Source organism: Ruegeria sp. BC2 (assembly GCF_056539245.1).
This window is the reverse complement of sequence record NZ_JBQFUQ010000004.1, coordinates 326799-348468: the sequence shown is the minus strand read 5'-3', so window position 1 is coordinate 348468 and position 21670 is coordinate 326799. Positions and strand designations below refer to the sequence as shown.

Here is a 21670-nt window from a genome sequence, read left to right as displayed (position 1 = left end):
CTTTGGGCGTTTCTTCCCCAGTAGAAAAAAGGAGTTGTCATGACCGACGCATTGAACGTTGTCCCGAACGAAAACCCCGTTTCCACTGGCGTGCGCGACACCGCGCCCTTGGCCAAGGGTCTGGCTGATGTTCTGGCCGATACCTACCGGCTGACCTTCAAGACACATGCGTATCACTGGAACGTGGAAGGCCCGCTGTTCTATTCGATTCACAAGCTGACCGAAGAACAGTACGAAAACATGTTCGCCGCCGCTGATGAGATCGCGGAACGCATCCGCGCGCTGGGTCATCTGGCACCCTCGCGCATGTCCGACATCCTCGATTTCTCGGCCATCAAGGATCGCGAAGGGGACCTGTCCGCCGCCGACATGATCGAAGATCTGGCCGCCGATCACGAGCGGGTGGCGCACCGCCTGCACGCCCTGACCGAGCTTGCAGGAAGCCGCAAAGACGTCGTGACCGAAGATCTGGCGACCGAACGTTCGGCATTTCATGAGCAGGCAGCTTGGATGCTGCGGGCGATCTCGAAATCAAGCTGACGCGGTGAGCGGGCGCGTGTGTCGTTTTGCGACCCGACGGCGCGCGTTTAAAGTCTTGTGCAGGCTTGCCGAAAAACCGGCAAGCCTGCACATTCTGATCTGGTGACCAGTCCAAAGGGCGGCAATGTCTAAAAAAAACACGAAAAGCCAAAACTTGGCCGAGGAGCGGACCGACTGGGCCGAAGACCGCACCATTTTGGCAAATGAGCGCACGTTTGCGGGTTGGATGAGAACCGGAATGGCCTGCGTGGCCATCGCCCTTGGCCTCAAGGCCGTATTTTCCGCCGTCGAGCCCGAGTGGCTGGCAAAAGCCGCAGCCACTCTTTTTGTGTTGATCTCGCTGCTGATCTATTGGGGAGCCTGGATGAACGCCCGCCGCGTATATTCCCGATTGGAAGCGCACAGCGCCCAACCGGCATCTCGCTTCCACTTGCAATTGGTTGTTGGGAGCCTGTCCCTCGGATCAATCGCATGTTGTCTCGTGTTGTGGCTTGTCTAATTGAGGTGGCCCGTTCGATTTTAAGATCATCGCGGGCCTTCGGTCCATCGGGCGATGCTTTCTGGTGCAGGCGGACGTTAGCCAATGCGCTGTGTGGCCTGACGGTAGTGTAGTGGAGACGCCATTGCACGATCAGGGTTTCGGCTTGCTTTGCCGCCGCAGCGGGTGCAGTCCCCGCCTGGGGACAAAACTTCGACATACCGGTCCAGATGATCAGGCAACGGCTTGCGGCTGTGCTATCGGACCCGGTCAGATTGAATGAACCGCCGCATCGCGAATAAGCCGTTGAAAGATCAGCGCTAAAGGCAAAGCAGGTTCGAGCGCAGTTCCAAAAAACCGCTTTTTTGTCGCAAAAACCGACTTTGGATCTCGAACGTCACTTGGATCAGTAACTGGCGATCCCGGAAGGACTCGAACCCTCAACCTGCTGATTAGAAGTCAGCTGCTCTATCCAGTTGAGCTACGGGACCGCTGGGCCCTTCTTGATCGGTTTAGAGCCGGGGTTCAAGAGCCAAGCGCATGAACGCGCTGTTGGGATCGTCGTGATACCCAAAGATCGGACCGCAATAGCTGTATCCCAACGCTTCATAGAGTTTGCGTGCGGCGTCGTACTCGGCCAGATGGGCAGCGCCGGTTTCCAGAACCAGAGCAGAGATTCCGTCGGCGCGGGCGCATTCGGCTAGGTGGTTCATCATCGTCCGCGCCAACCCGCGCCCACGTGCTTTGGCCAGGATATGGACCGACTTCACCTCGGCCGTCCCGTCCGGCAAAGCCTTCAATGCGCCGCACCCCACAGGCTCGTCGTCGTCGAACAAGGCCCAGAACCGAATATCCGGCCCAGAGAGCGCCTCGGCATCCATTGTGTGATTGCTTTCGGCGGGTCCCGCGGTTTCGCTGTGCGCGAAATGCGCCTCGACCACCGGCCGCAGCGCGGCCGAAGTCGGATCCGCCTCGCGGATGTCAATCATTCAGTGGGTCCAGGGACCGCGGCGGTCTGTTGCAAAATTCTCGCCATACCCGCGCTGGCGCAGGTTGGGTTTGCGCTTGTGCGGCTCGCTGACCAAAACTTCGATGCCATGATCCTTGGCATAGTCCAACGCTTCTTCCTTGGTGTCGAACTTCAGGCGAACCTGGGATTGCGTGTCCGAGGACGACGTCCAGCCCATCAGCGGATCAACCTCGCGCGCCGACGCCGGCGCGAATTCCAAAACCCATTTGCGGGTCTTGGCCATACCCGACGTCATCGCATTTCTTGCAGGCTGGTAAATCCGTGCGCGCATGTCGCCTCTCCATACTCGATTGGTCGCGACCGTTTATGCGTCAGAGTGCGGGCGGGGACAAGATTGCAAATGCCGCAGGGCCATGCAAATGACCGGCGCTGCAGGGGTTGCATGCGGACAAAATAAGAACAAATGTAAGAAGCCCAAGCGGAGCCTGCCGATGCCCTATGCACATTCTGACAAAACCCAGCTGACCGTCGACGATGTCCGCGCCCGCCTGAAGCTTGAGGGCGGCAAGCGGTTCGTCATGCATACGGAGTTTGCACCGGCCGGGGATCAGCCAACGGCCATCAAGGAACTCGCCGCCGGTGTCCTGGACGGCGAACGCGATCAGGTGCTGCTGGGCGCCACCGGCACCGGCAAGACCTTCACCATGGCCAAGGTGATCGAGGAAACCCAGCGCCCCGCCATCATCCTCGCCCCCAACAAGACGCTGGCGGCCCAGCTTTACGGCGAGTTCAAGGGTTTCTTCCCGGACAACGCGGTCGAATATTTCGTCTCGTATTACGACTACTACCAGCCCGAGGCCTATGTGCCGCGCAGCGACACCTATATCGAGAAGGAATCGCAGATCAACGAACAGATCGACCGGATGCGCCACTCGGCCACCCGGGCGCTGCTGGAACGTGACGACGTGATCATCGTGGCCTCGGTGTCGTGCATATACGGCATTGGATCGGTCGAGACCTACGGGGCGATGACGCAGAATCTGAAGGTTGGGAACGAATACGACCAGCGGCAGGTGATGGCCGATCTGGTGGCTCAGCAATACCGCCGCAACGATCAGGCCTTCCAGCGCGGCAGCTTCCGGGTGCGGGGCGATTCCCTGGAAATCTGGCCCGCCCACCTGGAAGACCGGGCCTGGAAACTCTCGTTCTTCGGCGAAGAACTGGAGGCCATCACCGAATTCGACCCCCTGACCGGCGAGCGCACCGACACGATGGAGCAGATCCGCGTCTATGCGAACTCGCACTACGTCACGCCGAAACCGACGATGCAGCAGGCGATCCTCGGCATCAAAAAGGAGCTGCGCCAACGGCTGGACCAGCTAGTGGGCGAGGGCAAGCTGCTGGAAGCTCAGCGGCTGGAACAGCGCACCAATTTCGACCTGGAAATGCTGGAGGCCACCGGCGTCTGCAACGGGATCGAGAACTACTCGCGCTATCTGACCGGCCGCGCACCGGGCGAGCCGCCCCCGACCCTGTTCGAATTCATCCCCGACAACGCCATCGTCTTTGCCGATGAATCCCACGTCAGCGTGCCGCAGATCGGCGGCATGTATCGCGGCGACTACCGGCGCAAGTTCACGCTGGCCGAACACGGGTTCCGCCTGCCCTCCTGCATGGACAACCGTCCCCTCAAGTTCGAGGAATGGGACGCCATGCGCCCGCAGTCGGTCTTCGTCAGCGCCACGCCGGCCAAGTGGGAACTGGAGCAGACCGGCGGCGTCTTCACCGAACAGGTGATCCGCCCCACTGGCCTTTTGGATCCCGAGGTCGAAATCCGCCCCGTCGAGATGCAGGTCGACGACCTGCTGGACGAGGTGCGCAAGGTTTCGGCCAAGGGGTTCCGCACGCTGGTCACCACGCTGACCAAACGCATGGCCGAAGACCTGACCGAATACATGCACGAACAGGGCATCAAGGTCCGCTACATGCATTCCGACATCGACACGATCGAGCGGATCGAGATCCTGCGCGACCTGCGGCTGGGGGCCTTCGACGTGCTGGTGGGCATCAACCTGCTGCGCGAGGGGCTCGACATCCCCGAATGCGGGCTGGTGGCCATTCTGGACGCGGACAAAGAGGGCTTCCTGCGCTCGGAAACCTCGCTGATCCAGACCATCGGCCGCGCTGCGCGCAACGCCGAGGGCCGCGTGATCATGTATGCCGACCGCATCACCGGCAGCATGGAGCGCGCGCTGGAAGAAACCAACCGCCGCCGCGCCAAGCAGATCGCCTATAACGAGGAACACGGCATCACGCCCGAGACGGTGAAGAAGAATGTCGAGGACGTTCTGGCCGGTCTCTATGCCGGCGACGTGGACATGAACCGCGTCACCGCCACCATCGAGAAACCGATGCACGGCGCCAACCTCGAGGCCCATCTGGACGGGTTGCGCGAGCAGATGCGCAAGGCGGCCGAGAACCTGGAATTCGAAGAAGCCGCCCGCATCCGGGATGAGATCAAGCGCCTGGAAGCGGTCGATCTGGCCGTCGCCGACGACCCCATGGCGCGGCAATGGGCAGTCGAGAAAGCCTCGGAAGACGCAATTCGCTCGCAGGGACGGTCAACGGCCGGACGGCCGGGGCAGCGGGGTGGGAATGTGAAGAGAAGGAAGATGTGAATTTACCTGAACTCTACACGGTTGTCCTTTATTTTGCCTCGCACGAAGACATCCTTCTGAGATATATTCGGGAACTGCTGTTCCCAATCCCTATATCTGTCGTTTGATACTATCCGCGCGTTCAGTTTTTGAGCATCCGTAATCAACAGCGGATCAGCAGGCGTTCCTTTCGGCGCAACCCAAATACGACGTGCGGGAAACCGAAGTGCTTTGGACAGCTTTGCTGGATCTAGGTAACGGCCGGCAACCAAATAACCGATATTTGCATCAAACCAGATTACAGGTTCAAGCCCTTCCGAGATTAGCTCGTCAATTACTATTCTTACAGAGTCTAGGTCAGGTTTATCGTTATTCCAATACAGCACATTTGACCCGTCTATCACGACCCAATTGGCTTGTTTGCGCAGCTTAGTTCTAATTAATTGTATAATTGCCAGAACTGAACCGACGACCCCGGCCAACATTGGAAATGTTATGACCGGACCGAAAGCCGTCACCGACAATAACACCGCTGCTAAGGAAAAAATTAACAAGAAAGCAAACCTAATCATACAGAGATTGATAGCAAGTTTTGCACACCCCGCAATAGAGGTGACTTTACTTCCGTAAAGAGCCCTTTCTTTAGAATTTCTGTTATTGCGTTTTGTCCGCCCCTTAGTTTACGCCCCTCACTCATCCCTTGCCACGCACCCCTCCCTCCTCCACGTTTGAAATCACAAATTGTGATTCCAAACGGCAGCCATGACGAACGCCAAGAACTTGCCCTCCACGCATGAGGTCCAAAGCGCCATTCACCGGGTGCGCGGCACCCGCGTGGTGCTGGCCGAGGATCTGGCGCGGTTCTACGGAAAATCCGTCAGCGCCTTCAATCAGGCCGTCTCGCGCAACAAGGACCTGTTCGAGGGCTACCGCTTTCAGCTGACCGACGCCGAGGTGGCCGATTTGACATCACGGAATGTGATTTCAAAGCCCAAAGGCCGCGGCGGGCGGCGGGTCAATCCGTGGGTCTATACCGATTACGGCGTGGCCATCGCCTCGACCCTGTTCAAGGATCCGCGCGCGATCAAGATCACCCGCATGATCACCGAGGCCTTCGTCGACGGTGCGAACGCCCTCGCTGAAACCCCACGCAGCGCGCCCGAGATCCTGCCGCCCCAAGGCACCCCCGCCCCGCTGCTGCCCAATGGCGAGCAATTGCGGGCGCTGGCCGAAAACATCCTCGATTCCGGGCAGCAGAGCCTGGTCGACTACATCGCCAACCCTACTACCAAGCGCCAGCAGGCGGTGGCGGTGATCATGAAAACGCTGGCCGAAACCGCAGGCGAGGAAGTGCGCACCCAGCACGAGCGCCTGCGCCTGCGCATCGCTGAACGGTTGGCTGCGGGCGACTATGCCGATGACGATGACCGCAATCGGCTGATCGAACTGCTGCAGGCGATGAAGGGCTAAAGCCCCAGCTCGGCCCGCATCTTTTTCGTCAGCTTGGCCACGACCATCTCGTAGGACGTCACGATGTGGTCGCGCAGGGACGCGTCGCTCATCCCGCGTTCGTCGTAAACCTGCAGCCATTTCATTCCCCGCGAGGCCAGATAGGGCGCGGGCCGGATGCCGGGCTGATCCTGTAGCACCTCATAGGCCAGGTCGGTGGCCTTGAAGGTAAAGGCATCCTTGCCGTCGTTCCAGCCGCAGATCGCGAACACCTTGCCACCCACCTTCCACACATCCGCATTGCCCCACTGCACAACGTGGCTCGTGGCCTTGAGAGAGGCGCAGAAAGCGTTGAATTCGTCTCGGGTCATGACGCCGATCCTGACGGGCCGGCAAGGATTTCGCAAGCAAGCATGACCTGTCGGGCCTAACCGAACAGGTCTTGCAGAACGTCGCCGATTTGAACCGTCGCCGCGCTGGACCAGTCTGGCCGATAGGACGGTTTTCGCACCTGGTACTCGGTTCCGGTGCCCGTGCCCGACCAGACGCCATCGAAGAACAGAGCGCGCTCCTTGCGCCGCCGCGGGCGTATTTCAGGCGGCCGCCGCCAATACATGATCGCGCGTCGAGCGCCGGCCACATCCCCGGCCTTCCATCTGCCCACCCAAACGGCCCGGTCTATGGCCCCGGTGTTGTAGTGAAAGGACAAGGCCGCGCCCAACTGCGCCTCGGTCAGGGCGTGGCCGGCAAAGGCCGTTTCCACCGCAGGCAGATAGTTGGTGCGGATAGCCCACTCATACACTTCAAAACAGCGCCGCAAGGTCTGGGGGTTGTCCAGATAACGCGGCCAGACCGTGTGGCCCGAGGCCGACGTGATCCCCACACTCCAGGTCCAGACATCAACGGAATCCAGATAGGCCTCGCGCACGATCGCCTCGTGCGAGATAAGCTCGGCGGCAATACGCGGTGTGATCTTGTAAGGCATCAGGCCATCTCCGAGTGGCGGCCGATGTCACCCCTTGTCCCAGTGGGCAATGACATCATACCCCATCGGCGTCGGAGGTCCTTCAAGATACTCGGCAAACTGGCCCCACAACTCGGCAACCTTGGGGGCGTTTGCGTTTGATGTCGCCTCGCTTTCGACGACCGAGATCACATAGCCGCTGCCGTCCTCGTTCATCACATTCGTAAAGCAGTGCATACCGGGCATGCCCATGATCTGATCCTTCAGATCGTTCATTCGGGCCGTGGCGGCCTCGCGGGTGCCGGGCTTCATTTTGAACTGGGTAACGCGTGCAAACATGGTTGTCCTCCCTCGCTTGGGGTCCAGACCCCGAACCGCGGCAAACTGCCAGCGGACGGTATGATCCTACCACGTCCTGCCCAAATCACGCAGGGACACAGGCAACGCGATCATGTGCGCGAAAAGGTTCAACCATGAAGATAGGTATCTTCCATGGCCGTCAGGGGCGGACAAATTTGGCGTTTCCGACAGCCCGCGGTTTGGGCGCCGTGCTTTGCGTGGACGCAGGTGCCTGGACCGGCACAGCCGACCGCGTCGCGGCCCGGACACTGGACTCGCATGCGATCCCGTCGCCGTCAGGGTCGTTGCGTTTGTGGTATCCAAGCTGTCCCTCGCGCATCGGCCCAAGACCAACGGAGCGAGCAGCATCGCAACCAGCCAGCGCCACAAGGTGCATCACGGCTTCGGTCCGCTCCAGATCAGAAGTCCGGAGATATACGCCCAGCGCGATCATCCCTGTCGTCAGCGGTAGGGCCAGCACCATCAGCAGAATGCGCAGAGGGGACAGCGCATGTCGGCGCAGGGCATCAGCCTTGCGCTGTCGACGTGCCAAGCGCGGATCTGGTGCGGGTTCGTTATATACGGTTGTCTTCAGCTTCATAACCTTGGCGATACACCAACTATGTGGCAAAGCCGAGGCATCGGAATGACGCAATCCAGCGAGGGCGCCACGTGAACACTCGAAACCCGTTTCAACCGGTCGACGAGACTGCGCGGGAACTGGCCCTTGATCTCATCGCGCAGGCCCGTTTTGCCGCGCTTGCCGTGGTACAAACGGACAACGGACTGCCGTCGATCAGCCGCATCGCACTGGCCACCGACAGTGCTGGATGGCCGCTGACCCTGATCTCGGATCTGGCGGAGCACTCACGCGCATTGGAGGCATATCCGGCCTGCGCGTTGCTGATCGGCGAGCCCGCTGACAAAGGTGATCCACTGACCCATCCCCGGCTGACCCTGCACTGCACGGCGCGCCCGATCCCACGGGCGACCGAGGAGCATACCGCGCTTCGGGCACGCTACTTGTCACAGCGTCCGAAGGCCGGACTATATATCGACTTCGCAGATTTCCGTTTTGTGCGTTTCGAGATTGTTGATGGGCTTCTCAATGGCGGGTTCGGCAAAGCGTGGAAGATGACACGCGAAGACCTTTGCCCGCCATCAAATCAGCGAACGACGTGAACTGCGCAGCTGGCGTGGCGCACCACATGTGTCGCGGTCGAGCCGAGCAACAGATCCTGCATCCCCGGTCGGTGCGAAGCCATGATGATCAGGTCAGGTTTGTTGGTTTCCGCCCAATCCAGAATCGTGCGCCCCGAATGGCCCTCGACCACAACGCCCTTGGCGTTCGGCAGCTTGGCGGCCAGAATGTTCAGCTCATCCTGGATCGCGCGCCGTGCTTCGGTCAGGTATTCGGCCGGCATGTAAGAGATTGCGTAGTCCGGGATATGCTCGACAACATGCAACAGGGTCACTTTGGCATCTGGCGTCGCCAACAGCTTGGCCAGCTTCAGCGGCCCCGACGTGTCACGCTCGGCATCGAAGGAAATCGGGACAAGAATATTGTGATACATGGCTGGCGCCTCCTTGAGTTTCGCGTTCAGATAGCAGTAGCCAAAGTCTTCTGACCTTGATTCAGGTCAGGATCAGTCAAATGTTTCGGCCACGTCGTACATCACCGGCTCGAAGCTTTTGCACAATTCGTTGATCTTGCGGTTGCGCTCGCGCATTTCAGGCGTTCGCAGCATGGCCAGAAAGTCTTCCCGCCGCTCCCACTGCGAATAGTTCGCGATGCGGGTCTGGGCATCGTTGACATGCAGTCCGGCCGCGACAAAACCGGGCTGCTTGGAAATGAAGTTCGCATAGGCGTCGGTCAACGCTTCCAGCAGGTCCTGGCAGGTTCCGGGGGTCATTTCGAAAGTGGTGATAACGGTCTGAACACTGGCGTCTTTTGATATCTTCGGCATCGGTCATCTCCCTTGTCTGACCCAAGCCTAGCACAGGTTTTTCAAACGTCCTGCCTTTCGTTGAGCTGGCGCGAAAAAGTTTCCGAAAAAAATGAACCGAGCGCTAACCTTCCGTTAACCAAGGTTGATGATCCTGCGCAAATGGCCCGCCTGATCGCCTTCCTGTGTGCAAGCCTTGTGTTTTCAACTCCGGCCTTGGCCGGGGCATGGCTACGTGAAGAAGGCGCCTCGTTCACCTCGTTGGCCCTGACGGCGTTTTCCGAGCCCGGGAAGGGCATCCGCTTCAAGTCCTCGCTCTATGGGGAATGGGGAATGCGCCCAAATCTGACGCTGGGTTTGGACGCGGAAGAGCATCAAGAACTCTACGGTCACGCCGTGGTGTTTGCGCGCCTACCGGTTGCCGAATTTTCCAACGGTGGGCGTCTGGCGGCCGAGTTGGGTGTCGGCGCGCATCACCGTGAAACCCGCGCATGGGCGATGTACAAGGCAACCCTGTCTTGGGGCAAAGGATTTCAGGCCCGATATGGCAGTGGCTGGATGGCGGCTGATGCCGCGCTGGAGTACCGAAGCCATGACGCTCTGATCCGAAAACTGGACCTGACAGTGGGTTTGTCGTCGCACCGTCGGGTCAATCCCCTGCTCCAGATCGAAACGTCCTATGTACCTGGCCGCCCGCTCTATTGGAGCGCGCGACCCTCGGCGATGTTTCGATCCGAAAGCGGCCCCAACACCTGGATAATCGGGGTCGAGCGCAACGCCGCCCGGGACAGGCCAGGCCTGAGATTCGCGCTGTGGCGCGAGTTCTGAATGCTGCGCGCCGGCCGCCCCAAAAGCGACCGGCCGACACGGATCAGACCTCGATCCGCATGATCACCGAAACTTCACCACTCAAGGCCTCGGACCAACGCAACTTGATCTGGTCCTGGTTCGTCCCTTGCTGCAACTGAACATAGGGGGCCGTATAGCGCAGAGTTCCAAAGGCGGTTCTCAGCCCGTCCAGCACGACGACGCTGTCACAGCTGCGGGCCTGCCCACCAAAGGGGAATGCACCATCCGAGTCCACCGTCCAGGCAGAGGCCGCCGTATTTTGTTCGTGACGGACCCGCAGAGGGTTCGCGGTCTTGAGTGTCACGTTGTGATACGTGTTGTCTGCGAACGTGACATTCACATGCCGATCAGGATTCAGATCGGCAAAAGTTGTATCAACCTTGTCCACGCGGTCGATTGACCCGTTCGCCGTTCGGAACTTGTTGCCCGTGACCGTCATTCCGTTCAGGAAATGCCCGACGCCATGCGGGCGCACGACGATATAGGCGAACCACGGGGCAACGTCGCTTGAATAGAAGATGTTGTCGGTGATGCTCATGGCGCTGAAGGAATAGCCCGAGGTGTAGTCGGGCTCGGCATCGCGCTCATTGCTCCACTCGATGAAACAGTTGTCGACATAATTGTCGGCGATCGAAGAGCTGTTGTAGGCCCCGATCATCACCAAACCCGCATTGCGCACACCGTTCGACACGCTGTCGCCCTGAAAGAAATGGTTGCCGAGAACCAGGTTGTTGTCTCCACCCAGAACCGCGAAGTGGTGGAAACGAACGGCCCTGCTGTGGCGCAGCTTGACGTCGTTGGCATTGGCGTTGATGGCAATCGAACTGCGGTCGGGCACGTCCAGAGACTCCTCGCTGGACAGGAACTGGCAACCGTCGATCAAAATGCCCTGGCACCCCACCCCGATTGAAGTGATGCCGCGATCCAACGGACGGCTGACAAAGCAGTTTTTCAAAACGAACGTGTTCCCGCCCGGCGACAGGCGGATCGCGCTGCAGCGCCCGTTGCATTGAAACTCGATGTCTTCCATCGCGAATTTCTGGAGCGCACTGAAGCCCGAGAAATCCAACAGGTACTTGAAAGCAACGAACGTGAATGTCTGCGTGCCAGCCGCATCATAGATAGGTGCGTTCAAGGTGATCTCACCGGCACCTTCATCCTTGGACCGAACATAGATCTCACGTCCAACGCCGCTGCCCTGAACCAACGACCCGAGCGGGATATTGGCCACGTTGGCCACACCGGACAACTTGTAAGGATCCGCCGGATCGTATGTTGCGACAGAGGTAAAGGTCTCGGTGTCCCATGAGGCGCTGCTCTTGACGTCGAACTGCCCGTTGCGGATCACGCGGCGAGTGGAGTAGCTGCCGCGATTGGGTACGGCGGCCTGCATGTCGATCGGCTCGGACACCGAGATCTTGCGGCCGCCCAGGTCCAGCGATTCATGATCCGAGTTGTTCAACAGCGCCTGAAACGCCTTTTTGAAGGCCAGGGCTTCATCGCCGAAGGCGGAGATGTAAGTCGGCAGATCGAAATTCTTGGTCAGAAGAAGCATCTTGTCATCAGGCATCGTGACCGTGCCCTCAAAGTCGACCTCCGCGTCCAGCCCAACATCCTGTGCCAGGTGGTAGGTTCCCTGCGGCACATAGATGCGGCGACCTCCCGCGGCTTGGTCTGCCGCCTCGAACGCGGCCGAGTCGTCGGCCACACCATCTCCTAACGCGCCATAGTCCCGCACGTCCACAAGGCTGATCATGTCGCGCAAGAAGATCCCGGTGACATCGGTAATTTCGATATCATCGATCCGAACGAGCGCGCCGTTTGCCCCCTCGATATCGAGGCCGAAATGCCCGTATAGCGCCGAAATGCCCCAAGGCATGTCCACGCCCGGCCGCTGTCCAATCCCGACGATGGCGGTGACCTCGTGCACCACGCCATAGGCCGACAGCTGAATGGCCGGGCCCTGTTCGGTCAGTCCGGAAAGGTGCACGTCGCCGGCCCCTCCGGCCCATCCAGCGATCCGGACCTGCGGCAATGGCCCGCTGATCGCTTTGACCCGCGCCTTGATCTGCAAATAGCAGCCCGGCAGAAGCGGCGTCTGCCCCATGTACCGCAGTTGCTGCGTGGGATTGACCTTCAGTATCTCAAGACAACCGCCAAACTCCGCATCTGCAGGCACGAACACTCCCGTTCCCGATCCGTCATAGGTCGGTGAGCCCGGAGTGCCGTCGCCGCTGGACCACACATCCAGACCATTCGCGAATTGCGGCGGCGTGAAAACGATTCCGTCGGTGATTGCCTTGTTCATTGAATACCCTTTCCCAAACGCGCCCACTCTTCAGGCTATGGCGCATGCCAGATTTCGGATCCGGAAGCCGCCCGGACACGCTGGTCTGAGTATCGAAAAGGGATTAACCGTCGCTCATATCATCGTGACGGTGGGTGTTGCGTCAGGCGGATGGGTCGGAGTTGCCAAGCAGTTGCACCCCGTTGATCTTCCAGCCGTTTTCCAGCTGGACCATCTGATAGTCCAGGATGTGAACCCGGCCGTTCGCATCCACCACCATCACTTTCTGCCACCAGAACCCTGAGATCTGCCGCAATTCCAGAAATCGGATCTCAGCTGGGCGCCAGACCATTGGATAGCCGTTGCGCACCATCGCGCCAAAATTCTCGGGCGTGCGGAACATTGTCTGGATGTTGGGGCTGGCGAAGGTGAAGGCCGTGGCGAAGTCATCGGCCTTGAAGGCTTCAATCTGTGCCGCGATATTGGCTTCGATGTCGCCACTTTGGGCAACTGCGGCTGTTGCCAGACCGGCACTCAGGGAAACTGCAAGCAAAAGTCGACGCATGGGGCCACCTCCTGCCGGAAAAGTAGCCCCATGCAGTATGTGGTCAAATCAGGCTAGGTCTCCGGCCAGGGCCTTGTCGATCAGTGCAATCGTTTCGGGGACGCCATAAAGGGCGATGAACCCGCCGAACCGAGGACCTTGGCTGGCGCCCAACAACACCTCGTAAAGGGCTGTGAACCAGCCGCGCATCGGGTCAAAGCGCTCGCGGCCGATGGAATAGACCACCGATTGCAAGGATTCGTCCTCGACCGGACCGTCATAGGCTTCAAGCGCCGACTTCAGGGCTTCAAGCGCCTCGCGCTCTTGCTCCGTCGGCGCCCGATGCTTGCGGGTCGGCTTCACGAAGTCGTTGAAGTAGCGCACTGCAAAACCGGCAGCCTTGTCGAGGTCCGGATGGCTTTCGGCCGTGGCTTCGGGCGCATAGCGGCGGATGAAGCCCCACAGAGTCTCCTTGTCCTCGGCACCTGAAACCGACGCGAGGTTCAGCAGCATTGCAAAGGGTACGATCAACGTCGATTCCGGCACGTCACCGCCGTGAATGTGCCAGACCGGGTTGTTCAACTGAGCCTTCAGATCCTGCCCGGGGTAGGCACGCAACTGCTGATGGTATTCATCATATGCCTTCGGGATGACGTCAAAATGCATCCGCTTTGCCGTCTTCGGCTTTTGATACATGAAATAGGCCAGACTCTCGGTCGGCGCATAGGTCAGCCACTCGTCGATCGACACTCCGTTTCCGGACGACTTCGAGATTTTCTGCCCGTTTTCATCGAGAAACAGCTCATACGAGAAATGCTCGGGCGCACGGCCGCCCAGCGCGCGGCAGATCGCGTCATAAATCTTTTCGTTGGTCGCATGTTCCTTGCCATACATCTCGAAATCGACGCCCAACGCCGCCCAGCGCGCTCCGAAATCCGGTTTCCACTGCAACTTCACATTGCCGCCAGTCACGGGCAGCGTCCACTCCTTGCCATCTTCATCATCGAAGGTGACGGTGTAGGTCTCGGCGCACACCTTTTTCATCGGCACATAAAGGACTCGGCCCGTTTCCGGATGGATCGGCAGGAAGATCGAATAGGTCTGCTGACGCTCCTCGCGCAGGCTTTTCAGCATGATGGCCATGATGTCGTCATATCGTTCGACTGCACGCTTCAGGATCTCGTCGAACTGACCCGAACGATAAAAATCGCGCGCCGAATAGAACTCGTACTCAAACCCGAACGTATCCAGAAAACGACGCAGCATGGCGTTGTTGTGTTCACCAAAGCTGGGATACTCGCCGAACGGGTCAGGGACCGAAGTCAGCGGCTGCTGCAGATAGGCTTCAAGGGCCTCGGGGTTCGGCACGTTGCTGGGGACCTTGCGCATTCCGTCCAGATCATCCGAAAAGCAGATCAGCTTGGTGGGAATGTCCGACAGGGCCTCGAAGGCGCGCTTGACCATCGTGGTCCGTGCCACCTCACCGAAAGTGCCGATATGCGGCAGGCCCGACGGGCCATATCCCGTTTCGAACAGAACGAAGCCCTTCTCCGGTGGAGACTTCTGATAGCGTTTGAGCAACCGGCGCGCCTCTTCGAAAGGCCAGGCCTTTGACGTCATGGCGGTTTCACGCAGTTCAGACATTTCGTTCGTTCTCCATCGGGAAATCAGCGAGGGTCGCTCAATGCGACCGACCGGCATCTCCTATTGTGCAGATGCAGCGTGAGTCAATGACCACAGGCGAGAAACGCCGCCCCTGCTACGATTTCAGACGGTTGCTCGTGACCAGGAACACAGAAAATTCTGATCAGGACACAAGCAGACATCGGTATGTATTGGAAAACAAGATATTGAACCCTTTGCCACACCTCAATAACGTGCGGCACGATACCAATCGCAGGACGTTCCCATGACCCAACCCGTTTCCCACCCGATGTCGCCGCAGGATTGCCTTGTGGCGATCATGGTGGCCGTCTCAGCCTCGGACGAGAACATCCGCACCGTCGAACTGGTCAAGATCGAGACAGCCGTGAATATGCTGCCTGTGTTTGCCGACTACGATATCGACCGTATGCGCCGGGTTTCGCAGATCGTGTTTGATCTGTTCGAGCAGGAAGATGGTCTGGACGCACTGTTTGGTCTGATCCGGGACAACCTGCCTGAGCGGTTGAACGAAACGGCCTATGCTCTGGCCTGCGATGTCGCCGCCGCCGACGGCTCGCTGGCCGAAACCGAACTGCGGCTGCTGGAAGAGATCCGGTATGAGTTGGAGATCGATCGGCTGCACGCCGCAGCGATCGAGCGCGGCGCACGGGCGCGTCACACCGTCTGATCGGATTCAGCTGCCATAAAGCGCGCCCCAGCGCTCGATGAGGGCCTGCTGCAGTTTGCGAGACCTGCGATTCCAGCTGCGCGCGCCTTCAGGGCGTTCGCGGCTTTCACGCGCGATGGTCGCCCGATGCGGAAGATCGGCAGTGAATATCGCAAAGGCCAACTCGGATCCTTCGGCGGTGGTCAGATACCCGCCCAAGCCAGATACAAAGTTCAGGGTTCCGGTCTTGGCGTCGACCTTGATCGGGTGCCCTTGGATCCGCTGGCCTTTGGCGTCGGTCAGGGTAAACGGCTTCAACAGATGTCGCAGCGTTTCATGTTGCTGAGCGGCCACCAGAACTTTGACCAGGCCAGACGGCACCATTCGCGAAGCATCGCCCAACCCCGAATGATCCACCATAGCAATACCGGACGCGCCATAGGTCTGAGCCGACCAGCGATTCATCTCATCCGCGGACTCTGCCAGTGTTTGCGGCCGCCTACCCCGCGCGACGGTCGCAGCCAGCCCCACCATCTCGGCCGTGAGGTTGGTCGAATATTTCAGCATCCCTTTCACTATGCTGGTAAGTTCATCGCTCTGATGCGTGACCAGAACGGTGCCGCTGGGGGCCTCGCGTGTGACTTGAACCCGCCCCAGGACGATGCCGTTCACCCGGGCCAGAGTGCGGAACACATCCCCGGCATACAAACCCGGTTTGCGCACGGGCAACCACCTGGCGCCACCATTACCCAGCGCGCCCTTGGCAACTGTCCAGCGGTCCTGCCGCGCGCTGGGTTGATAGCTGTAGACCGGAAGGTTGCGATTTTCGATCCGCATCGCGGCCATGTCCACCGACGGCGTATAACTGGCACTGCGTGCGTCCATGGTCACGTCATAGCTGGACCCTTGGCGTTTCCACTCGAAATGCACGCGGTTGAAGTTCAGGGAAATTCCACTGATCGCAGGGCTATAGCCCACATGATCAGGCTGACCGGGGTCTATGCTGAATACATAGGGCAATGCGCCGCTGTACACTTTGAACGCACCCCGAACCTCGGTCAGTCCGGCCTTGCGCAGGTTGGCGGCCATCGTGGCCAGAGCATCGGTATCCAATACCGGATCGCCGCCTCCGACCAGTATCAGATCACCATTGAGGATTCCGTTTTCAATCGGACCATCTGCGATCAGCTTTGTTTCGAACCGATGGTCCGGCCCCAGAACGTCCAGCGCGTAAAGCGCGGTCAGGGCTTTGGCGACGCTGGCCGGCGGCAAGCCGCGGGCCCCGCCGAATTCCTCCAGTTGCGCGCCGGTTTTTACGTCTGCCACGGCGAAGACCACTTCCCCCTTCAATCGCGCCGCCTGAATGATGCGTTCGGCACCGCTCAACTCGGCGCCACGGGCAACAGGCCGCAATGAGACAGTTGGCGCCCCGGCAAGACCCGCGGTGGGGATCAGAAGCGAACCGGCGCCGGCCAGAAAGAAACGTCTCGAAATACGATCAGTCATGGGTCAAATAAAATCCCAGAGATCACAGGCAAACAACCATGCACCTGAATTATGTGCCCATCGGGGCTGTTCAGGCAACACCTGTCAGGTCCAGCCGCCTTTGGAGCGTATCTGAGTCGAGCTGACATCGACCATCGGCACGTTCACGAAACACCAGGCCGGCGCATCGGCCCGACCCAAAAGATGCCGCGCCGTTCCGTCAATCCGGTATTTGGCATAGACACGCGCCGCCGGTGACATGCGGGCTGAAATCCGATCTCCGGGGCGCGCCACCACGCCCACAGGAACGGTGTCCATGATCAACCGCCAGTCCTTCCATTTGTGAAACTGGGCCAGGTTGTCAGCCCCCATTAGCCAAACAAACCGAACCTGCGGATAGAGCCGCCGCAATGCAGCAAGTGTGTCAGCCGTGGCGCGGGTGCCGGTCAGATCCTCAATGTCAGTCACCTCAACCTTGGGATGCTGCATGATGGACCGTGCGGCCTCAACTCGCTGATCGATCGGAGCCGGGCCGCGAGCCTTCAGCGGGTTCCCCGGCGACACCAACCACCAGACCCGATCCAATCCAAAAGCCTTCATCGCCTCCAGTGTAACGTGCACATGCCCCTGATGCGGTGGATCGAACGATCCCCCGAACAGTCCCACGACCTGACCGGGCCGCGCATATGGTATCGCGCTTCGCAACATCCCCTGCTGTAGTCCAGAACTCGCCGGCCTTGTCAATCAACAGGTTGCACAGCATCGCCCAAACCGACCGCCCCCGATCGCACCACTTCGGCACACCAGCCGCCATGCCCACGCACGGCAGAGTACCCCCCGTTGCCCAACGCCTCTTCCATCCTGCTGCAAGGCGCGCAGATAACCGTGATCCGCAAGATGGCGGTGCCGACCTGAACCTCGCGCCCTTTGAGAGCGCCCAGATTGATGCCGGAAACCACCAGATTGCGCCGCAGCACGTCCGGTGCGACCGGACCTTGCCCCAAATAGCTGCCGATCGCGGCAAGATGCTCGTGCTGAACCAGGGTCACCGCACGCTTCCCCGAGCGACCGCGATCGCCCTCAACCCCGTCTTCCCGGATCATGGCCTGACCCAGTGCGATCATATCCAATCGTCGCCCCGGTCTGACGCCGATCCATTCGATCCGCCCGGCCTTGGCCCAACCCGATACCAATTGCGCAAGTTCCGGCATTGCCAGCATCCTTCCCAGTCCGGTCAGGCCAGCGCATAAGGCCAGCCAGAAATTCGCCAAAGCACCAGCTTGCCCCGCCCGTCCCGCTTGGCTATCAAGCGGGTCAACCTGAATTCCCCGACCCAGAGGACGCGACATGGCCGCCTATCAATATGTCTACCACATGCAGGGTGTCTCAAAGACCTATCCCGGTGGCAAGAAGTGCTTTGAAAACATTCACCTGAGCTTTCTGCCCGGCGTAAAGATCGGTGTCGTCGGCGTGAACGGCGCCGGTAAGTCGACCCTGATGAAGATCATGGCCGGCCTCGATACCGATTTCACAGGCGAGGCGTGGGCCGCCGAGGGCGCAAAGGTCGGCTATCTGCCACAGGAACCTCAGTTGGACGAATCCCTGACCGTCCGCGAAAACGTCATGCTGGGCGTGGCCGAGAAAAAGGCCAAGGTCGACCGTTTCAACGAGATCGCGATGGAGATTGCCGAGAACTACTCGGACGAGTTGATGGAAGAGATGACAGCCCTGCAGGACGCGATCGACGCGGAAAACCTGTGGGACCTCGACAGCCAGATCGACGTTTCGATGGAGGCGCTGCGCTGCCCGCCGGACGATGCCAACATCGCCAACCTCTCGGGCGGCGAGAAACGCCGCGTAGCGCTCTGCAAGCTGCTGCTGGAAGCGCCCGACATGCTGCTCTTGGACGAACCGACCAACCACCTGGACGCCGAGACCATCGCCTGGCTGCAACAGCACCTGATCGACTACAAGGGCACGATCCTGATCGTCACGCACGACCGCTACTTCCTGGATGACATCACCGGCTGGATCCTCGAGTTGGACCGCGGCCGTGGCATCCCGTACGAGGGCAACTATTCCTCGTGGCTGGAGCAGAAAGCCAAGCGGCTTGAGCAGGAAGCCCGCGAGGACAAATCCAAGCAGAAGACCCTGCAACGCGAACTGGAATGGATGCGTCAGGGGCAAAAGGCGCGTCAGGCCAAATCCAAGGCCCGCATCAACGCCTACAACGAGTTGGCCGAACAGTCCGAGCGCGAAAAGCTGACCCGCGCACAGATCGTCATCCCCAACGGCCCGCGCCTGGGCAGCAAGGTGATCGAGGTCAACGGGCTGGCCAAGCATATGGGCGACAAGCAATTGATCGAGAACCTGTCCTTCAGCCTTCCGCCGGGCGGCATCGTCGGCGTCATCGGTCCCAACGGCGCCGGTAAGTCGACCCTGTTCAAGATGCTGACCGGCCAGGAAAAGCCCGATGCCGGCACCATTGAATACGGCGACACGGTACAACTGTCCTATGTCGATCAGTCGCGCGACGACCTCAACGACAACGACACCGTGTGGGAGGCGATCACCGGCGGCGCCGAGATCATCCAACTGGGTGACGCGCAGGTCAATTCCCGCGCCTATTGCTCGTCCTTCAACTTCAAGGGCGGCGACCAGCAGAAAAAGGTCTCGCTGCTGTCAGGAGGTGAGCGCAACCGCGTCCACATGGCCCGCCTGCTGAAAGAGGGCGGCAACGTCCTGCTGCTGGACGAACCGACCAACGACCTGGACGTAGAAACCCTGCGCGCGCTGGAAGACGCGCTGGTCGATTTCGCCGGCTGCGCCGTGGTCATCTCGCACGACCGTTTCTTCCTCGACCGGATCTGTACGCACATCCTGGCCTTTGAAGGTGATGCGCATGTCGAATGGTTCGAGGGCAACTTCGAAGACTACGAAGAAGACAAGAAGCGCCGCCTGGGACCGGACGCGTTGGAGCCCAAGCGGTTGAAGCATAAGAAGTTTGCGCGATAACACTCCTGACACATCTCCGGATGGATAGTGTGAGCAGAAATCAGCCCATACTATCACCGGGATGATGGACAGTTGGAGAACGGTATGGCGGAAGCGCTACTGTTGATTGGCTTCTTTGTGCTCGCAAGCATTTCGGCGTGGGTGTCTATGCTGATCTTGGCGTCTGTGTTTCCATTCTTCAACTTCAAGAAAGAGTATACCGAGTATCTATTGAGGGTAAGCGGCGCACCGCCCACCCGTCTTCGTCTGCTTCTGACGGTTTACGGGGCTAACAGCTATTTCTTTAAGATAGATTGGGGGCACGACTCACCTGCACCGGGTGCACTCAAAACCACTCCAAATCGCAACCTTTTTCGCATGCTTCTCCTGGCACTTGCGACCTTGATTTTTTCCGTGTTCCTGTGGGTCGATGCATCCGCGATGTTCAACATCATCTCGGCACGAATCTAGAAAACGACATCCCGGCATCTGGCTGATTGCTTGTGCCGAAACGGGCTCTCGGGCGTCCGAATGCCATTGACTGGAGTCGACTATCAGACAGGTGACCGATCCTATTTCTTGGCCGATCCGCTATTGGATTCGTGTCCGTTCTGCCCGGATGGGACGCGATAATCTGACACCGAAAAGTCCGTAGCGGATTCGAATTCAGTTCGGCGGATTTATGTTCAAAACGCCCGCTGGCCCCTGAAAGCACAACACATTCTGCCCAACTGACCCTTGCCATATGGCCCTCTCAGTGCCATATGCAAAGAGCTTACGTTATTCTACTTCGACCTACTGTCTCCGTTTTCGGCGTTCAGTCTATCGATCCAGACAACGACGCCGGGCTGCCGCAATTCCGTGGGCAGCACTAATACAGGAGATACGGATATGCCCGCAGGCACCGTAAAATGGTTCAACACCACCAAAGGTTTCGGCTTCATCGCACCCGAAGAGGGCGGCAAAGACGTGTTCGTGCACATTTCGTCCGTCGAACGTTCGGGCTTGACTGGTCTGGCCGACAACCAGAAAGTCACCTATGAACTGCGCGCTGGTCGCGACGGTCGCGAAAGCGCCGACAACATCGAACTGGCCTAAACCAGGTCTCTTGGGGGCGACGGATGACCGTCGCCCCCATTTTTTTGCGCGGTTTCTGATCGCGCTTTCCAGCCCCAGTGGGGCAGGAAAACAACATCACTTTCCGGTGAAACCCGCGCGGGAATTGACCGGATCGGCTATTCTGAACAGACTGCTACCCTGTTTTCTTTGTTGATTAGCCGAGTATTGCCATGTTCTCACGCCGCAATTTTCTGATCTCCGCTGCCGCTCTCAGCGCCGTGCCTGGCACGGCCCACGCGAAAAAGAAGCCGGTCGAATACGACCCGACTCCGCAAATCGTTCGGATCAAGAAGCAGTTTTTGCCCGGGCAATTGTTGGTCGCGCCACGTTCGTTCTACCTGTATTTCGTGACCGAGCCCCGCAAAGCCATCCGTTATGGCTGTGGCGTCGGCAAGGCCGGGCTGGAATTTACCGGAACTGCGACGATCGACGTGAAAAAGGAATGGCCCACCTGGCGCCCGACCGAAGAGATGATCGAGCGGGACCCCGTTGCCTATGCCAAATTCAAGGACAATGACTATGTCCAGCCCGGTGGAGGAGACAACCCGCTGGGCGCCCGTGCCTTGTATCTGTTTCAGAATGGCGTCGACACGTATTTCCGCATCCATGGAACGACCCAGCCGCAGACCATCGGACGAGCCGTGTCGAACGGGTGCATCAGAATGCTGAATGAGCACGTGATCGACCTGTACAACCGCGTCCCGATCGGAACGGTCGTCACCGTCGTCTAAGGCAGCG

At 59.4% G+C, this 21670-nt stretch carries 26 protein-coding genes and 1 tRNA gene; 11 read left to right on the top strand and 16 right to left on the bottom strand.

Annotated features, from left to right (window positions below):
- The first annotated feature begins 39 nt into the window (after nucleotides 1–39).
- Nucleotides 40–540, top strand: a complete 501-nt coding sequence (locus tag ACR0CU_RS16810) for a Dps family protein (RefSeq protein ID WP_170360286.1) — start codon at nucleotides 40–42, stop codon at nucleotides 538–540.
- Nucleotides 541–664: 124 nt separating this feature from the next.
- On the top strand, nucleotides 665–1039 hold the full coding sequence (locus ACR0CU_RS16805; RefSeq protein WP_170365270.1) for a YidH family protein: 375 nt from the start codon (nucleotides 665–667) through the stop codon (nucleotides 1037–1039).
- A 393-nt stretch (nucleotides 1040–1432) separates the two neighbouring features.
- On the opposite strand, the gene ACR0CU_RS16800 is transcribed toward ACR0CU_RS16805, so the two are convergent.
- The 3 genes from ACR0CU_RS16800 to ACR0CU_RS16790 form a co-directional block, all read right to left on the bottom strand.
- Nucleotides 1433–1509, bottom strand: a tRNA-Arg gene (locus ACR0CU_RS16800).
- Nucleotides 1510–1530: 21 nt separating this feature from the next.
- On the bottom strand, nucleotides 1531–2007 hold the full coding sequence (locus ACR0CU_RS16795; protein WP_170448378.1) for a GNAT family N-acetyltransferase: 477 nt from the start codon (nucleotides 2005–2007) through the stop codon (nucleotides 1531–1533).
- Nucleotides 2008–2319, bottom strand: a complete 312-nt coding sequence (locus tag ACR0CU_RS16790; RefSeq protein WP_093963390.1) for an ETC complex I subunit — start codon at nucleotides 2317–2319, stop codon at nucleotides 2008–2010.
- Between the two features lie 160 nt (nucleotides 2320–2479).
- Between ACR0CU_RS16790 and uvrB the strand changes: the two genes are divergently transcribed.
- A complete protein-coding gene (gene uvrB, locus ACR0CU_RS16785) occupies nucleotides 2480–4666 on the top strand; it encodes an excinuclease ABC subunit UvrB (RefSeq protein ID WP_170448380.1) in 2187 nt (728 codons plus the stop codon).
- 2 nt (nucleotides 4667–4668) lie between these two features.
- On the opposite strand, the gene ACR0CU_RS16780 is transcribed toward uvrB, so the two are convergent.
- Nucleotides 4669–5217, bottom strand: a complete 549-nt coding sequence (locus ACR0CU_RS16780) for an NYN domain-containing protein (RefSeq protein ID WP_170448382.1) — start codon at nucleotides 5215–5217, stop codon at nucleotides 4669–4671.
- A gap of 190 nt (nucleotides 5218–5407) precedes the next feature.
- Here ACR0CU_RS16780 and ACR0CU_RS16775 point away from each other — a divergent pair, with 190 nt between their 5' ends.
- Nucleotides 5408–6115 (top strand): ORF6N domain-containing protein, encoded by a 708-nt coding sequence (locus ACR0CU_RS16775; protein ID WP_170448384.1) that lies wholly within the window; start codon nucleotides 5408–5410, stop codon nucleotides 6113–6115.
- Here ACR0CU_RS16775 and ACR0CU_RS16770 read toward each other — a convergent pair.
- From ACR0CU_RS16770 to ACR0CU_RS16755, 4 genes are all read right to left on the bottom strand, one after another.
- A complete protein-coding gene (locus ACR0CU_RS16770) occupies nucleotides 6112–6465 on the bottom strand; it encodes an MmcQ/YjbR family DNA-binding protein (RefSeq protein WP_170342062.1) in 354 nt (117 codons plus the stop codon). The two genes, ACR0CU_RS16775 and ACR0CU_RS16770, sit on opposite strands and share 4 nt — an antisense overlap.
- 56 nt (nucleotides 6466–6521) lie before the next feature.
- Entirely contained in the window at nucleotides 6522–7079 is a 558-nt protein-coding gene (locus tag ACR0CU_RS16765) for a lysozyme (RefSeq protein WP_170360269.1), read from the bottom strand.
- 27 nt (nucleotides 7080–7106) lie between these two features.
- Nucleotides 7107–7397, bottom strand: coding sequence for a hypothetical protein (locus ACR0CU_RS16760; RefSeq protein WP_170360267.1), 291 nt, complete (start codon nucleotides 7395–7397; stop codon nucleotides 7107–7109).
- A 160-nt stretch (nucleotides 7398–7557) separates the two neighbouring features.
- A complete protein-coding gene (locus tag ACR0CU_RS16755) occupies nucleotides 7558–7998 on the bottom strand; it encodes an excalibur calcium-binding domain-containing protein (RefSeq protein ID WP_170360265.1) in 441 nt (146 codons plus the stop codon).
- Nucleotides 7999–8069: 71 nt separating this feature from the next.
- Here ACR0CU_RS16755 and ACR0CU_RS16750 point away from each other — a divergent pair, with 71 nt between their 5' ends.
- Complete coding sequence (locus ACR0CU_RS16750; protein ID WP_170391959.1) at nucleotides 8070–8579, top strand: HugZ family pyridoxamine 5'-phosphate oxidase; 510 nt, start codon at nucleotides 8070–8072, stop codon at nucleotides 8577–8579.
- Here the strand turns inward: ACR0CU_RS16750 and ACR0CU_RS16745 are convergent.
- Together ACR0CU_RS16745 and ACR0CU_RS16740 are read right to left on the bottom strand one after the other, a co-directional pair.
- Nucleotides 8564–8971 carry a universal stress protein gene (locus tag ACR0CU_RS16745; RefSeq protein ID WP_093963399.1) on the bottom strand — a complete coding sequence of 136 codons (408 nt, stop codon included), beginning with the start codon at nucleotides 8969–8971 and terminating at the stop codon, nucleotides 8564–8566. The genes ACR0CU_RS16750 and ACR0CU_RS16745 overlap by 16 nt on opposite strands.
- Nucleotides 8972–9043: 72 nt before the next feature.
- Complete coding sequence (locus tag ACR0CU_RS16740) at nucleotides 9044–9364, bottom strand: antibiotic biosynthesis monooxygenase family protein (RefSeq protein ID WP_093963400.1); 321 nt, start codon at nucleotides 9362–9364, stop codon at nucleotides 9044–9046.
- A gap of 141 nt (nucleotides 9365–9505) precedes the next feature.
- Here ACR0CU_RS16740 and ACR0CU_RS16735 point away from each other — a divergent pair, with 141 nt between their 5' ends.
- Complete coding sequence (locus ACR0CU_RS16735) at nucleotides 9506–10171, top strand: hypothetical protein (RefSeq protein ID WP_170448386.1); 666 nt, start codon at nucleotides 9506–9508, stop codon at nucleotides 10169–10171.
- 43 nt (nucleotides 10172–10214) lie between these two features.
- Here ACR0CU_RS16735 and ACR0CU_RS16730 read toward each other — a convergent pair whose 3' ends face one another.
- From ACR0CU_RS16730 to ACR0CU_RS16720, 3 genes are all read right to left on the bottom strand, one after another.
- Nucleotides 10215–12500, bottom strand: a complete 2286-nt coding sequence (locus ACR0CU_RS16730) for a glycosyl hydrolase family 28-related protein (protein ID WP_170448387.1) — start codon at nucleotides 12498–12500, stop codon at nucleotides 10215–10217.
- Between the two features lie 142 nt (nucleotides 12501–12642).
- Nucleotides 12643–13044: a DUF4864 domain-containing protein gene (locus tag ACR0CU_RS16725; protein WP_170343260.1), complete on the bottom strand. Its 402-nt coding sequence runs from the start codon at nucleotides 13042–13044 to the stop codon at nucleotides 12643–12645.
- A 48-nt stretch (nucleotides 13045–13092) separates the two neighbouring features.
- On the bottom strand, nucleotides 13093–14667 hold the full coding sequence (locus tag ACR0CU_RS16720) for a lysine--tRNA ligase (protein ID WP_170448389.1): 1575 nt from the start codon (nucleotides 14665–14667) through the stop codon (nucleotides 13093–13095).
- Nucleotides 14668–14932: 265 nt separating this feature from the next.
- Between ACR0CU_RS16720 and ACR0CU_RS16715 the strand changes: the two genes are divergently transcribed.
- Nucleotides 14933–15355: a tellurite resistance TerB family protein gene (locus tag ACR0CU_RS16715; protein WP_093963405.1), complete on the top strand. Its 423-nt coding sequence runs from the start codon at nucleotides 14933–14935 to the stop codon at nucleotides 15353–15355.
- 6 nt (nucleotides 15356–15361) lie between these two features.
- On the opposite strand, the gene dacB is transcribed toward ACR0CU_RS16715, so the two are convergent.
- The 3 genes from dacB to ACR0CU_RS16700 form a co-directional block, all read right to left on the bottom strand.
- Nucleotides 15362–16840, bottom strand: coding sequence for a D-alanyl-D-alanine carboxypeptidase/D-alanyl-D-alanine endopeptidase (gene dacB / locus ACR0CU_RS16710; RefSeq protein ID WP_170448391.1), 1479 nt, complete (start codon nucleotides 16838–16840; stop codon nucleotides 15362–15364).
- Nucleotides 16841–16924: 84 nt separating this feature from the next.
- The gene (locus ACR0CU_RS16705; protein WP_409233606.1) at nucleotides 16925–17527 is read right to left on the bottom strand and encodes a nicotinate-nucleotide adenylyltransferase; all 603 of its coding nucleotides are present in this window, start codon (nucleotides 17525–17527) and stop codon (nucleotides 16925–16927) included.
- A gap of 32 nt (nucleotides 17528–17559) precedes the next feature.
- Complete coding sequence (locus ACR0CU_RS16700) at nucleotides 17560–18030, bottom strand: MOSC domain-containing protein (protein WP_170365291.1); 471 nt, start codon at nucleotides 18028–18030, stop codon at nucleotides 17560–17562.
- 136 nt (nucleotides 18031–18166) lie between these two features.
- On the opposite strand from ACR0CU_RS16700, the gene ettA reads away from it, so the two are divergent.
- The 4 genes from ettA (at nucleotide 18167) to ACR0CU_RS16680 (ending at nucleotide 21663) form a co-directional block, all read left to right on the top strand.
- Nucleotides 18167–19834, top strand: coding sequence for an energy-dependent translational throttle protein EttA (gene ettA / locus ACR0CU_RS16695; protein ID WP_170343264.1), 1668 nt, complete (start codon nucleotides 18167–18169; stop codon nucleotides 19832–19834).
- 84 nt (nucleotides 19835–19918) lie between these two features.
- A complete protein-coding gene (locus tag ACR0CU_RS16690; RefSeq protein WP_170526038.1) occupies nucleotides 19919–20284 on the top strand; it encodes a hypothetical protein in 366 nt (121 codons plus the stop codon).
- A gap of 420 nt (nucleotides 20285–20704) precedes the next feature.
- Nucleotides 20705–20911 carry a cold-shock protein gene (locus ACR0CU_RS16685; protein WP_093963409.1) on the top strand — a complete coding sequence of 69 codons (207 nt, stop codon included), beginning with the start codon at nucleotides 20705–20707 and terminating at the stop codon, nucleotides 20909–20911.
- A 191-nt stretch (nucleotides 20912–21102) separates the two neighbouring features.
- Nucleotides 21103–21663 (top strand): L,D-transpeptidase, encoded by a 561-nt coding sequence (locus ACR0CU_RS16680; protein WP_170365294.1) that lies wholly within the window; start codon nucleotides 21103–21105, stop codon nucleotides 21661–21663.
- The last annotated feature ends 7 nt before the right edge of the window (nucleotides 21664–21670 follow it).

What these genes read in the sequence shown, in the direction of transcription:
- ACR0CU_RS16760 (WP_170360267.1), bottom strand. Translation starts at nt 7,397, where the DNA reads ATGTTTGCACGCGTTACCCAGTTCAAAATGAAGCCCGGCACCCGCGAG.
- ACR0CU_RS16735 (WP_170448386.1), top strand. Translation starts at nt 9,506, where the DNA reads ATGGCCCGCCTGATCGCCTTCCTGTGTGCAAGCCTTGTGTTTTCAACT.
- ACR0CU_RS16740 (WP_093963400.1), bottom strand. Translation starts at nt 9,364, where the DNA reads ATGCCGAAGATATCAAAAGACGCCAGTGTTCAGACCGTTATCACCACT.
- ACR0CU_RS16680 (WP_170365294.1), top strand. Translation starts at nt 21,103, where the DNA reads ATGTTCTCACGCCGCAATTTTCTGATCTCCGCTGCCGCTCTCAGCGCC.
- ACR0CU_RS16795 (WP_170448378.1), bottom strand. Translation starts at nt 2,007, where the DNA reads ATGATTGACATCCGCGAGGCGGATCCGACTTCGGCCGCGCTGCGGCCG.
- ACR0CU_RS16810 (WP_170360286.1), top strand. Translation starts at nt 40, where the DNA reads ATGACCGACGCATTGAACGTTGTCCCGAACGAAAACCCCGTTTCCACT.
- ACR0CU_RS16690 (WP_170526038.1), top strand. Translation starts at nt 19,919, where the DNA reads ATGGCGGAAGCGCTACTGTTGATTGGCTTCTTTGTGCTCGCAAGCATT.
- ACR0CU_RS16685 (WP_093963409.1), top strand. Translation starts at nt 20,705, where the DNA reads ATGCCCGCAGGCACCGTAAAATGGTTCAACACCACCAAAGGTTTCGGC.
- ACR0CU_RS16730 (WP_170448387.1), bottom strand. Translation starts at nt 12,500, where the DNA reads ATGAACAAGGCAATCACCGACGGAATCGTTTTCACGCCGCCGCAATTC.
- ACR0CU_RS16775 (WP_170448384.1), top strand. Translation starts at nt 5,408, where the DNA reads ATGACGAACGCCAAGAACTTGCCCTCCACGCATGAGGTCCAAAGCGCC.
- ACR0CU_RS16755 (WP_170360265.1), bottom strand. Translation starts at nt 7,998, where the DNA reads ATGAAGCTGAAGACAACCGTATATAACGAACCCGCACCAGATCCGCGC.
- ACR0CU_RS16705 (WP_409233606.1), bottom strand. Translation starts at nt 17,527, where the DNA reads ATGTTGCGAAGCGCGATACCATATGCGCGGCCCGGTCAGGTCGTGGGA.
- ACR0CU_RS16715 (WP_093963405.1), top strand. Translation starts at nt 14,933, where the DNA reads ATGACCCAACCCGTTTCCCACCCGATGTCGCCGCAGGATTGCCTTGTG.
- uvrB (WP_170448380.1), top strand. Translation starts at nt 2,480, where the DNA reads ATGCCCTATGCACATTCTGACAAAACCCAGCTGACCGTCGACGATGTC.
- ACR0CU_RS16790 (WP_093963390.1), bottom strand. Translation starts at nt 2,319, where the DNA reads ATGCGCGCACGGATTTACCAGCCTGCAAGAAATGCGATGACGTCGGGT.
- dacB (WP_170448391.1), bottom strand. Translation starts at nt 16,840, where the DNA reads ATGACTGATCGTATTTCGAGACGTTTCTTTCTGGCCGGCGCCGGTTCG.
- ACR0CU_RS16700 (WP_170365291.1), bottom strand. Translation starts at nt 18,030, where the DNA reads ATGCCGGAACTTGCGCAATTGGTATCGGGTTGGGCCAAGGCCGGGCGG.
- ACR0CU_RS16780 (WP_170448382.1), bottom strand. Translation starts at nt 5,217, where the DNA reads ATGATTAGGTTTGCTTTCTTGTTAATTTTTTCCTTAGCAGCGGTGTTA.
- ACR0CU_RS16725 (WP_170343260.1), bottom strand. Translation starts at nt 13,044, where the DNA reads ATGCGTCGACTTTTGCTTGCAGTTTCCCTGAGTGCCGGTCTGGCAACA.
- ACR0CU_RS16720 (WP_170448389.1), bottom strand. Translation starts at nt 14,667, where the DNA reads ATGTCTGAACTGCGTGAAACCGCCATGACGTCAAAGGCCTGGCCTTTC.
- ACR0CU_RS16765 (WP_170360269.1), bottom strand. Translation starts at nt 7,079, where the DNA reads ATGCCTTACAAGATCACACCGCGTATTGCCGCCGAGCTTATCTCGCAC.
- ettA (WP_170343264.1), top strand. Translation starts at nt 18,167, where the DNA reads ATGGCCGCCTATCAATATGTCTACCACATGCAGGGTGTCTCAAAGACC.
- ACR0CU_RS16805 (WP_170365270.1), top strand. Translation starts at nt 665, where the DNA reads ATGTCTAAAAAAAACACGAAAAGCCAAAACTTGGCCGAGGAGCGGACC.
- ACR0CU_RS16745 (WP_093963399.1), bottom strand. Translation starts at nt 8,971, where the DNA reads ATGTATCACAATATTCTTGTCCCGATTTCCTTCGATGCCGAGCGTGAC.
- ACR0CU_RS16770 (WP_170342062.1), bottom strand. Translation starts at nt 6,465, where the DNA reads ATGACCCGAGACGAATTCAACGCTTTCTGCGCCTCTCTCAAGGCCACG.